Source organism: Lachnospiraceae bacterium JLR.KK002 (genome assembly GCA_036941025.1).
GTDB lineage: Bacteria > Bacillota > Clostridia > Lachnospirales > Lachnospiraceae > Petralouisia.
The window spans coordinates 1,655,007-1,666,993 of the sequence record JAYMNP010000001.1 but is presented as its reverse complement, the minus strand read 5'-3'; the positions used below and the strand labels follow the sequence as shown (position 1 = coordinate 1,666,993).

Here is an 11,987-nt window from a genome sequence, read left to right as displayed (position 1 = left end):
TAAGAAAATATAATATGAGAAAGAATGATTATATTAGGAAAGAACAGGCAGAGAGAACCGTCGAAGAACAGAAGAACTGTTCGGGAGCTGGAAACGGTTTGGCAGGAAGCAGCCGAAGACCGCCCTTGAGCTGGCATAAGCCCGGTGACTCCGTTACCGTCGGAATGAGAGGTTCTGTTTCTGTACTTTATTGAGCATAATCAGTTCAATAAGTATACTTTATAGGACAGAACAAGCAGGGTGGAACCGCGTATATTACGTCCCATGCAGTATTTATATACTGCATGGGATTTTTTTGAAAGGAGAATTCTTATGTGTAAAATGAAACGATGGATGGAAACCTTAACAGATGTGGTGGAAATGACCAGGAAAGAATATGTGCTGACAATCACCACCAGCCTGCTGGGCGGAATTATTATAGGTTATATCTTTGCGCCCCGGCGTATCAAATATACCACCGTTGGCTGCCACAATGGCAGCAAGAACAGATACAACGGAAACGGGAACGGATACAAAGGGGATTTGCCGGAAGAATGGGACGAACCGGACGAGGAAGACGACGTAATTCATTTCAATTAGATGACAAAGGAGAATACAGAATATGAAAATCACATTAAAAGATGGTTCCGTAAAGGAATACAGTGAAGAAAAAAGTGTGTATGACATAGCCCTGGATATCAGCGAAGGACTGGCCAGAATGGCCTGCGCCGGGGAAGTGGACGGAACGACCGTTGACCTGCGGACTGTCATTGACAGAGACTGTGAGCTGAATATTTTAACTCAGAAAGATGCGGAAGGAATCCGCACGGTCCGCCACACCTGTTCCCATGTTCTTGCGGAAGCTGTCAAACATTTATTTCCCAATGCGAAACTGGCTATCGGCCCTTCCATAGACGAAGGATTCTACTATGATTTCGAGGCGGAGCCCTTTTCCAGAGAGGATCTGGACAATCTGGAAAAAGAAATGAAGAAAATTATCAAAGCAGGAAACCGGCTGGAGAAATTCACCCTTCCCAGGGCGGAAGCCATTCAGTTTATGAAAGAAAAAGAAGAACCCTACAAGGTGGAACTGATTGAGGATTTGCCGGAGGATGCGGAGATTTCCTTTTATAAGCAGGGGGAAGGATTTACAGATTTATGCGCCGGCCCCCATCTGATGAGCACTAAACCCATTAAGGCATTTAAGCTGATTTCCTCCTCCATGGCATACTGGAGAGGAGATTCCGATAAGGCCCAGCTTCAGAGGATTTACGGCACTGCCTTTGCCACAAAAGAGGAGCTGAACGCTTATCTGGAACATCTGGAGGATATTAAGAAACGGGATCACAATAAACTGGGCCGGGAGATGAAGCTGTTTACCACCGTGGACGTGATTGGCCAGGGCCTGCCACTGTTAATGCCGAAGGGAGCCAAAATTGTCCAGACCATGCAGCGGTGGATTGAGGATCTGGAGGACAATGAGTGGGGCTATATCCGTACCAAAACCCCGCTGATGGCAAAATCTGATTTATATAAGATTTCCGGCCACTGGGACCACTATACCGATGGGATGTTTGTACTGGGAGAAGAAGAAAAAGACAAAGAAGTGCTGGCTCTGCGTCCCATGACCTGTCCGTTCCAGTATTATGTATACAAGGCAGAACAGCATTCCTACCGTGACCTGCCCCTGCGTTACGGAGAGACCTCCACTTTGTTCCGTAACGAGGATTCCGGAGAAATGCACGGGCTGACCCGTGTCCGCCAGTTCACCATTTCCGAGGGCCATCTGATTGTAAGACCGGACCAGATGGTGGCAGAATTTAAGAACTGTATTGCATTGGCAAAACACTGTCTGTCCGTGCTGGGTGTGGAAGAAGATGTGACATACCACCTGTCCAAATGGGACCCGGAAAACCAGGAGAAATATATCGGCGAGCCGGAAGTCTGGGAAGAAACCCAGCAGCATATGCGTGATATTATGAATGAACTGGGCATAAAATATACGGAGGATGTGGGAGAAGCAGCATTTTACGGGCCGAAAATCGACATCAATGCCAGAAATGTCTACGGCAAGGAAGATACCATGATTACCATTCAGTGGGATGCATTGCTGGCAGAGCAGTTTGACATGTATTATATTGACCAGAACGGGGATAAAGTCCGTCCCTGTATCATTCACAGAACCTCCATGGGCTGCTATGAGCGGACGCTGGCATGGCTTATTGAAAAATATGCCGGCAAATTTCCCACCTGGCTGTGCCCGGAACAGGTGAGAGTGCTGCCGATTTCTGACAAATATGAAGCATATGCGGCAGCAGTGGAAAAAGAATTAAAGGCAAATGGCATTCTGTGTACCACAGACAACCGTTCTGAGAAAATCGGTTACAAAATCCGGGAGAGCAGGCTGGAAAAAGTTCCCTATATGCTGGTAGTGGGACAGCAGGAAGAAGCAGACGGGACCGTATCTGTCCGCAGCCGTTTTGCAGGGGATGAAGGCGTGAAGCTTCTGGGAGATTTCATCAGCCAGATTTGCCGGGAAATTCGTACAAAAGAAATTCGGAAAGAAGAAATGGCAGAAGAACAGAAAAAATAAAAATGCCGGCCGGATAACTTTTAAACAGCAGGCAATGTATAAATCATTTTGAATTTTCCAATACTAATACAGCGGATACTGAGCCTGGACGCCAGATTCGCAGGATTGTTGTGAGTAAGAAAGGAGATTTAAAATGACTCAGTTAAAATGTTCTGTAAAAAACTGTATGTACAACGAGGAACATCTCTGTTCCAAAGGAGATATCACCATTGGCGGACGTGATGCTTCCAGACCAAATGAGACCTGCTGTGAAAGTTTTCGGGAGAGAACGGACAGCATGACAAATGCAGTGACAGGCAGCCCCAGCAAAGACATCAGCGTAAGATGCCAGGCAACCAACTGTGATTTTAATGAGAACTGCCAGTGTAATGCAAAAGAAATCGGGATTGCAGGAAGCAACGCCTGCAGCTGCGGAGAAACGGAATGTGCCAGCTTTGACTGTCATTGCAGATAACGAACGGTTGCGTGGGCCCCTCCTCATGTCAGACTGTTTAATAATTTATTAAATTTCGAAAAAAATACTTGTAATATGGAAAAGCAGGAAGTAGAATAAGTCTGGAGCGAAAAATTCAGAATTCTTCTTCCTGTTTTAAACTCAGGAGAAATGCAGGGCCTGCCGGAGGAAGATAACAGATTTGCTTTATGGAGGACAGAAATGAGAAAGAAATCTCATATATCACTGGCGAAATATATTGTAGACAGTCTGGAAGAACAGGAGCTGATGAAACATAAAAAAGCATTTTATCTGGGCAGTATCCTGCCGGACTGCAAACCGTCTTTTATTACGGTAAAGCATGAAATGGAAGGAACGTTTCCAAAGGTACAGCATAATCTGGAAGAACTGGTGGAGAGACAGCGGAAAGATCAGATAAACATGCGGGTATTTTACCGGAATCTGGGAGAAGTCATTCATTACATTGCGGATTACTTTACCTTTCCCCACAATCCCCACTACCCCGGAACCTTGCGGGACCACTGCATTTATGAGGAACAGCTGAAAAAAGGCCTGAAAGAATATATTCAAAGTGGAGAGGCAGAACGGAACAGTGCATGGATTCATGCGTCTGTCAGCTGCCTGAACAGTACGGGAGACATTTGCAGATTTATTCAGAATGCTCACGAAATTTATGTGAAGCGGAAGAATTCTGTCGAAGAAGACTGTCTTCATATCGTACTGCTGTGCCATCAGGTGGTGGCGGCGGTTCTCCGGCTGATTAAAGGGGACGAAATCCCCTGCGTACTGCCCGCAGCCAGTTAGAAAACAGGAGATATGTCGAATAAAAGCAGTTCGTGTCGAAATGTCCTGTAAAAAAATGACGATTTTAGTTTGCTTTTTTCCCGTGAACATAATACAATAGAGAAGGGGAAAGAGGAGCTATAGAAGATGAACCATCTATCGGAGCTAAAGAGAGAGATCGAAATTGTACGAAAGGAATTGGATGTAGCCGTCCAGGGCAATGAGTGGGCGCCGGAATGTTATCAGGTGAGCGTGCGGCTTGACGCACTCATTGAAGACTACATGCAATACGAAGAGAAAATTCGGCTGTTGAGCTACAGCTGAATCAGGGGGACAACAGAATATGGAAATGCCGGCAGCAGCCGGCGCCATTCGAGGAGAATGGGCAGCAGGGCCGGGGACGTACCGGCCCTTTTGCTGTGCGGGACAAATTGTCACAGGAAATTGTCATAAAAAATCAAAAAAATATTGACATATGACGAAATATGATAAAGAATATGAAGTAGGATAATTAAGAAAATGAGGACAGGAATATGGGAATTGGAAAGACAAAAAGAAAGCTCGTAAAATCAGTTGCAGAATTAAAAAATGCCGACTATTCCAGTGAACCGGAGCTGAGTGAGATTTATCAGCGTCTGGTCAGCGGAAGAGAACAGTTTTCAGATGTTCTCAGGAAAAATATCCGTGCGGTGATGCAGATCAGTTCCCTCGATCTGACCATGCAGCATGAGACTGATAAGATTCTGGAAATTTCCCGGAATGTTGCGAAGGCTACCGAAGTTATTTTCGGAGCTTCCGCCGGACAGGGCACAGCGGAAGGGCATAATTCTCTGGAAGAACTGACGAATACGATTATACGGGTTTCGGAAGATATGGAAGAAGTATATCGGAAGATTGAAGAAGGGCAGGCGGAACTGACCTCCATTCGGGATCTTTCCAGCAATGCCATTGAGATTTCCAGGGAAATGCGCAGGGATATGGATGATCTGCTGGAAGTTATCAATAATATGAACGAAGTAATTGCAGGAATAGAAGCGATTTCCATGCAGACGAACCTGCTGGCTCTGAATGCTTCCATTGAGGCCGCGAGAGCAGGCAAATTCGGCAGGGGATTTGCAGTGGTGGCAGATGAAATCCGTGCTCTGGCTGAACAGACCCAGAAACTGACAGGAGATATGGGAGAGTTTGTGGAAGGAATTCGGGGAGCATCCAGAAAGAGTGCCGGCAGTACCACCAACACCATAGAAGCCCTTGGAACCATGACAGAGAAGATTGGAAACGTATGGGAAATTAATGAAGAGAATCAGAATCGTGTGTCGCAGGTCAGCGAATCCGTCACTTCTCTGGCGGCAGTCAGTGAAGAAATCAGCAGCACCATGGCGGAAATGGAGAATCAGTTAAGAAACAGTACGGACTTCATGCAGGAGATTGGAAAAGAACTGATGAAGGCCACCGAGCCGGTGGTAGAGATTGAATCTACCCTCGATGATGCGGTGAAACAGATGGGCAGGATGGCTGAAGACGCATTCTTTCATCTGGAGAACCGGGAGTTTGCCGATTATATTCAGACAGCCATTACCGCTCACAGAACCTGGATTACCAACCTTAAGAAAATGGTATCCGAGCGGGTGATTGTGCCTCTGCAGCTGGATTCCTCCAAATGTGGGTTTGGACACTTTTATTACTCCATCACGCCGGATATACCGGAAGTACGGGAGATTTGGGATGCCCTTGGAGAGAAGCATCAGAAGTTCCATGGATTCGGCTCAGATGCCATACAGGCGTTGTTTAATGAAGATTATGCCAGAGCGGAGCAGATTTGCAGAGAAGCGGAAGAATATTCCAGAGAACTGATATCCGATATGGAAAAGATACAGCGGATTGCAGAAAGTTAATTACTGCGGGAATACATACAGGGAAAGAAAATGAAGTTTTATTTTCTTTCCCTGTTTTTTTAGTTGGCAAATTCTTTATTTTCCCTTTATTTTAAAGGTTTTCAGAGGGATTTTCCATTCCGGGACTCCTTCAGGCACGGAAATTTTCTATTGCTTTTTTCCCTGTGATGGGCTAGAATGGAATAAAAGTGGAGAGAAGTGGTAGAAAAGGGCGTTAAGTGGTGGATAAGTGGATAAAAATGTGGAAAAGTCCCATGAAACGACAAACCGCCCGAACCTGACTGTCAGAAGGTGATTTCTATGTTCATGGGTGAATACAATCACACAGTGGATGCAAAGGGCAGACTGATAGTCCCGTCCAAATTCAGAGAATTGCTTGGAGATGAATTTGTAGTGACAAAGGGACTGGACGGATGCTTATTCGTGTATTCCGGGGAAGAATGGAAACTCATCGAAGAAAAGTTCAGGGAAGTATCACAGTTCTCCAAAGAAGCCCGTAAATTTGCAAGGTTCTTCTTTGCAGGCGCAGCAAGCTGTGAAGTGGACAGGCAGGGGCGCGTACTTCTTCCGGCAGTTTTAAGAGAATTTGCCGGAATTGAGAAAGAGGTTGTTCTGGCAGGCGTTTTGAATCATATCGAAATCTGGAGCAAAGACAGATGGCAGGAGAACAATGAATATGACGATGTGGGAGAAATAGCAGAGCATATGGCAGGCCTGGGACTCAACCTTTAATCCCGGCCATCAGGAAAGGAAGCCCATGGAATTCAAACACAAATCCGTACTCTTAAAAGAGACAATTGAATATCTGAATATCAGACCGGACGGAATTTATGTGGATGGAACACTGGGCGGCGGCGGACATGCTTATGAAATCTGCAAACGTCTGTCTCCGAAGGGCAGGCTGATTGGAATTGACCAGGATGAAGACGCCATAAAGGCGGCCAACCGAAGACTCTCGGAATTTGAAGACAGAGTACAGATTATCCGCAGCAATTACCGTCAGATGCGGGGTGTTCTGGAATCCTGCGGCATCGGACAGGCGGATGGTATTCTGCTGGATCTGGGAGTGTCCTCCTATCAGCTGGACGACCCGAAACGCGGTTTTACTTACCGTGTGGAGGAAGCGCCGCTGGACATGCGTATGGACAACCGGCAGCAGTTTACAGCCGGAGAACTGGTGAATACTTACAGTGAAATGGAGTTATACCGGGTAATCCGTGATTATGGAGAAGATAAGTTTGCCAAAAATATTGCAAAACATATTGTGGCAGCCAGATCCAGGAAAGAAATAGAGACAACAGGAGAGCTGACTGAGATTATCAAAGCAGCAATTCCGGCAAAAGTACGAATGAACGGAGGACATCCGGCAAAACGTACGTTTCAGGCAATTCGGATTGAACTGAACCGGGAACTGGAAGTACTGGAGGAATCCCTGGGAGACATGACAGACATGCTCAGTCCCGGAGGGAGAATCTGTGTCATTACCTTTCATTCTCTGGAAGACCGGATTGTGAAGAATTTTTTCAGGAAAAGTGAAAAGCCGTGTACCTGTCCGGATGATTTTCCGGTATGCGTATGCGGGAAGGAATCGTTGGGGAAGGCAGTAACCAGAAAGCCTGTATTACCATCCGAAGAAGAAATTGAGTATAATCCGCGCGCAAAGAGTGCAAAACTCAGAGTATTTGAAAAGCGTCAGGATATCAGGCAGAAAAGATTGGAGTGAAAACAGTGAGGCAGCAGGGAAATGCAACACATAAGGAAAAAACTGTAAGCTATATAGATGGAAATACCGTAAGGAAAGTACAGCCAAACCCAGGAAGACGGAGTGAGGAAACCCATCAGCAGTTTGTGGAACAGCAGAAGCTGGACCGGGAACAGCGGGAACGGAAACGGGCTCTGCGGGCAACAGCCAGGAGGAACCAGGAACGGGCCCTTCAGATGAGTCCGGGCTATGTGCTGTTTCTGGCAGCGGCTACCATGATTATGGTGGCAGTATCCGGCGTTTATCTCTATCTGCAGGCGGAACTTACCGGAAGAATCCGGCATGTGGCGTCTCTGAAGAGTGAGGTGCTGAATCTGAAAACAGACAATGATGCAGAGCAGAAGAGGATTGACAAATCAGTAAATCTGGAAGAAATCCGTAACAGGGCTACAGGAGAACTGGGAATGATTTATCCGTCCAAAGACCAGATTATTTATTTTGAGGTAGACAGTACGGATTATATGAATCAGTATCAGGATATTCCGGCAGAATAAAAGTAACGAATTCCAATACCCGCAAAGAAGGTAAGAACTATTGGCAGAGAGAAAGAGAAGACCCGGAAAAAAGAAAGAACCTGCAAAATTTTCCAGAAGAATGAAAAAGAAACTGCTGGTGATGTTTTCAGGCGTTATGGCAATGCTGTTTGCCCTGATTGGAAGACTGACTTATATTGAGCAGGTGAAAGGCGAAGAATATGAGAAGCAGGTATTGAGCCAGCAGGGCTATGAGAGCCAGAGTATTCCCTTTCAGCGAGGGGAAATCCTGGATTCCAAAGGTACTGTACTGGCCAGCAGCGTGGATGTGTACAATGTGATTCTGGACTGCAAACTAATCAATGAAGAAACATATGATCTGGAAACCAGGAAGAAAGTAAAGAAATATGTGGAACCCACGGTTGAGGCGTTACTGCAGTGTTTTCCGGATGTAACAGAAGAAGAGGTAATGGCTGCTCTGACAGAGAAGGCAGACAGTCGTTATTTTGTTTTGCGTAAAAAACTTCATTACGAAGAAATCCGGGAATTTCAGGAGCTGGAATCCAAAGTAGATAAAAAAGGGAAAAAGGTAAATCCCAATGTACAGGGGGTATGGTTTGAAAAAGAGTATCAGAGAGAGTATCCCTATGGTAATCTGGCCAGCAAAGTGCTGGGCTTTACCACTTCAGGGAATGAGGGAATCGGCGGCCTGGAAGATTACTACAACGGCACGTTAAACGGGATTAACGGACGCCAGTACGGATTTCTCAACTCGGACAATAATTTTGAGAAAACCATTAAAGACCCTGTCAACGGAAAAACTCTGATTCTCACCCTGGATTTGAATATACAGAAGATTATTCAGGAGCGGATTGCGGAATTTCAGGAAGAACATCGGGATGAAGAACACGAAGGTCCGGGCAGCAGTCAGACAGGTGTAATTGTGATGAATCCCCAGAACGGCGAAATTCTGGCCATGTCGGACAGCCTTGTGTACGATTTGAATAATCCCAGAGATTTATCTCTTTATTATACGGAAGAAGAAATCAATGGATTCAGTGAAAAACAACAGCTGGATAAACTGAATGAAATATGGCAGAATTACTGTATTACCTATACGTATGAGCCAGGTTCCACCACAAAGCCCTTTACCGTGGCTACCGCACTGGAGACCGGAAAGACAAGAGAGTGGTATGACTGCGACGGTATGGAGAAAATCGGCGGCCATGAAATCCATTGTGTGTTGCGTTCCGGCCACGGGCCTCAGACCATGGAGCAGTCGCTGATGAATTCCTGCAATGACGCCATGATGGCCATGGCCTTTGAAGTTGGAAAAGAGGCATTTTACAAATATCAGAATATCTTTAATTTCGGCCTGCGCACCAATATAGACCTGCCGGGAGAAGCCAGGACAGATACGCTGATTTATACGGTAGATAATACCAATGATACCTCTCTGGCCACCAATGCGTTCGGACAGAATTTCAACGTAACCATGGTGCAGCTTGCATCCTCCTTTTCCTCCCTGATTAATGGGGGCTATTATTATCAGCCCCATCTGGTGAAGAAAATTGTGGACGACAACGGAAATACCGTACAGTCTTTTGAAAAGACTGTTTTAAAACAGACCGTGTCCGGGCAGACCAGCGATACCATCAAAGGTTATTTGTACAAAACCGTGTCGGAGGGCACCGGAAAAAGCGCCAAAGTTGCAGGCTATTCCATGGGAGGCAAGACCGGGACAGCCCAGAAAGGCAACAGAGACGATAAGAAATATGTAGTGTCTTTTATCGGATTCGCTCCGGTGGAAAATCCGGAGGTACTGGTCTATGTGGTAATTGACGAGGCAAATGTGGCGTTGGAGAAACAGAGCAGCGCCCTTGCCACAGAGCTGGCAAAAAGAATATTTACAGATATTCTTCCTTATATGAATATATTCCAGGACGAAGAAACAGAGAACCCGGAAGGAGAAAGCCAGGAAGGAAACGAAGGAGAACCGGGCACATCGGAAGGAACCGGAACGGAAGAAGGCGGAACGGAAGGAGAACCGGTTCAGCCGGAACATCCGGGAGGAGATGAATATCCGTCGGAAGGAGTTCCGGAGGCCATGCCGGAAGGCGGCGACGAGGCGCCGGCAGAAGAATAGAAGGGCAGAGAACTGCGAATGATAAAAATGGTACATAACCTCATGAGAACTGTAATAGATTATAGTAATTGTAAAGGTGAGGTTACTGTATGTTCCGTAATAAAACATTTAACCGTAAGAAATTACTGGTTGTTTTTACCATGGTTATGCTGATTTTGTCCATTCTGGTGGGAAGACTGGTATATCTGATGATTTTCTGCTCGGAATATTATGGACAGAAAGCGGAGGATCTGCATGAGAGGGAACGGGATATCAAAGCAGCCAGGGGCAAAATTATCGACGCCACAGGAACTGTGCTGGCCACCAACCGGACGGTCTGCACCATTTCCGTAATTCACAGTCAGATAAAGGAGCCGGAAGAAGTAATCCGGGTACTTACAAAGGAACTGGAGATGGAAGAAGCGGCGGTACGAAAGCGGGTGGAAAAAGTAAGTTCCATTGAGCGGGTGAAGTCCAATGTGGACAAAGAAACAGGAGACCGCATCCGCAATTATGGACTGGCCGGGGTTAAAGTAGATGAAGATTACAAGCGTTATTATCCTTACAGTACGCTGGCCAGCAAGGTTCTGGGATTTACCGGAGGAGATAATCAGGGGATTATCGGTCTGGAGGTAAAATATGAAGAGTATCTCAAAGGGAAAAACGGTAAGATTCTCACTCTGACAGATGCAAGGGGCATTGAGATTGAAAATGCCGGAGAGCGGCGACAGGAGCCGGTAGATGGATATAATCTTCATGTAAGTCTGGATTACAATATTCAGATGTACTGTGAACAGGCTGCAAAAAAAGTAATGGAAGCCAAATCGGCGGACGGGGTATCGGTTATTGTGATGAAACCGGATAACGGCGAAATTCTGGCCATGGTGAATGTTCCGGAATTTGATTTGAACGACCCGTTTACGCTGCCGGAAACAGAGGATGGTGGAACATCAGAAAATACCGAAACAGGTAAACAGGATTTATTGAATCAGATGTGGCGGAATCCCTGTATCAACGACACTTACGAGCCAGGCTCCGTATTTAAGATTATCACCACAGCCTCGGCCTTTGAAGAAGGGGTGGTATCTCTGAGTGACCATTTCTTCTGTCCGGGATACAAACTGGTGGAGGACCGGAGAATCCACTGCCATAAAAGAACCGGCCATGGCTCCGAGGATTTTACCCAGGGAATTATGAATTCCTGTAATCCGGTATTTATTGAACTTGGCCTGCGTCTGGGCGTGGATAATATATACAAATATTTTGAACAGTTCGGACTTCTGAGCAGGACCGGGATAGACCTTCCGGGAGAGGCAGCCACCATTATGCACGATAAGAAAAATGTGGGGCCGGTGGAACTGGCAACGGTATCCTTCGGACAGTCCTTCCAGATTACTCCCATTCAGCTTGCAACCACCGTTTCTTCCTTAATTAATGGAGGAAACCGGATTACACCTCACTTCGGTGTATCTGTGAAAGATGACCAGGGAGAACTGATTGAAACGCTGCAGTATGATGTGCAGGAGGGAATTGTCAGCAGTGAAACTTCTCAGGTACTGCGCACGGTACTGGAAAAGGTAGTAGCGGAAGGAAGCGGAAAAAGAGCTTTTATAGAAGGATTTTCCATCGGAGGCAAGACAGCAACCTCTCAGACTCTTCCCAGGAGCGCCAACAAATATATTTCTTCTTTTCTGGGGTTTGCCCCGGCGGAAGATCCCCAGGTACTGGCACTGGTTGTGATTAATAATCCTCAGGGAATTTACTACGGAGGCACCATTGCCGCCCCGGTGGTAAAAGAGATATTTTCCAATATTTTACCTTATCTTGGTATTGAGAAAGCAGTGAATCCGGAGAAAGAGGAATCGGAAAATGGCGGGCAGGAGACACTTGAATAATGCGGGGAAAGGTTTTATAATAAGCAGG

At 46.2% G+C, this 11,987-nt stretch carries 10 protein-coding genes; all 10 read left to right on the top strand.

Features of this window, described 5'->3' with window-relative positions:
• Positions 1-312 precede the first annotated feature (312 nt).
• The 10 genes from VSQ32_08035 to VSQ32_07990 all read left to right on the top strand — a co-directional run bounded on the left by VSQ32_08035 (position 313) and on the right by VSQ32_07990 (position 11,959).
• Positions 313-579, top strand: coding sequence for a hypothetical protein (locus tag VSQ32_08035; GenBank protein ID MEH2942814.1), 267 nt, complete (start codon positions 313-315; stop codon positions 577-579).
• Between the two features lie 22 nt (positions 580-601).
• Positions 602-2,572, top strand: a complete 1,971-nt coding sequence (thrS, locus tag VSQ32_08030) for a threonine--tRNA ligase (GenBank protein ID MEH2942813.1) — start codon at positions 602-604, stop codon at positions 2,570-2,572.
• A 133-nt stretch (positions 2,573-2,705) separates the two neighbouring features.
• Positions 2,706-3,026, top strand: coding sequence for a DUF1540 domain-containing protein (locus VSQ32_08025; GenBank protein ID MEH2942812.1), 321 nt, complete (start codon positions 2,706-2,708; stop codon positions 3,024-3,026).
• 201 nt (positions 3,027-3,227) lie between these two features.
• On the top strand, positions 3,228-3,830 hold the full coding sequence (locus tag VSQ32_08020) for a zinc dependent phospholipase C family protein (protein MEH2942811.1): 603 nt from the start codon (positions 3,228-3,230) through the stop codon (positions 3,828-3,830).
• 512 nt (positions 3,831-4,342) lie between these two features.
• On the top strand, positions 4,343-5,704 hold the full coding sequence (locus VSQ32_08015) for a methyl-accepting chemotaxis protein (GenBank protein ID MEH2942810.1): 1,362 nt from the start codon (positions 4,343-4,345) through the stop codon (positions 5,702-5,704).
• A gap of 300 nt (positions 5,705-6,004) precedes the next feature.
• The gene (gene mraZ, locus VSQ32_08010) at positions 6,005-6,436 is read left to right on the top strand and encodes a division/cell wall cluster transcriptional repressor MraZ (protein MEH2942809.1); all 432 of its coding nucleotides are present in this window, start codon (positions 6,005-6,007) and stop codon (positions 6,434-6,436) included.
• Positions 6,437-6,461: 25 nt separating this feature from the next.
• Positions 6,462-7,427, top strand: a complete 966-nt coding sequence (gene rsmH, locus VSQ32_08005) for a 16S rRNA (cytosine(1402)-N(4))-methyltransferase RsmH (GenBank protein ID MEH2942808.1) — start codon at positions 6,462-6,464, stop codon at positions 7,425-7,427.
• 5 nt (positions 7,428-7,432) lie between these two features.
• A complete protein-coding gene (locus tag VSQ32_08000) occupies positions 7,433-7,960 on the top strand; it encodes a hypothetical protein (GenBank protein MEH2942807.1) in 528 nt (175 codons plus the stop codon).
• Between the two features lie 40 nt (positions 7,961-8,000).
• On the top strand, positions 8,001-10,085 hold the full coding sequence (locus VSQ32_07995) for a penicillin-binding transpeptidase domain-containing protein (protein ID MEH2942806.1): 2,085 nt from the start codon (positions 8,001-8,003) through the stop codon (positions 10,083-10,085).
• 89 nt (positions 10,086-10,174) lie between these two features.
• Complete coding sequence (locus VSQ32_07990) at positions 10,175-11,959, top strand: penicillin-binding transpeptidase domain-containing protein (protein ID MEH2942805.1); 1,785 nt, start codon at positions 10,175-10,177, stop codon at positions 11,957-11,959.
• Positions 11,960-11,987 lie beyond the last annotated feature (28 nt).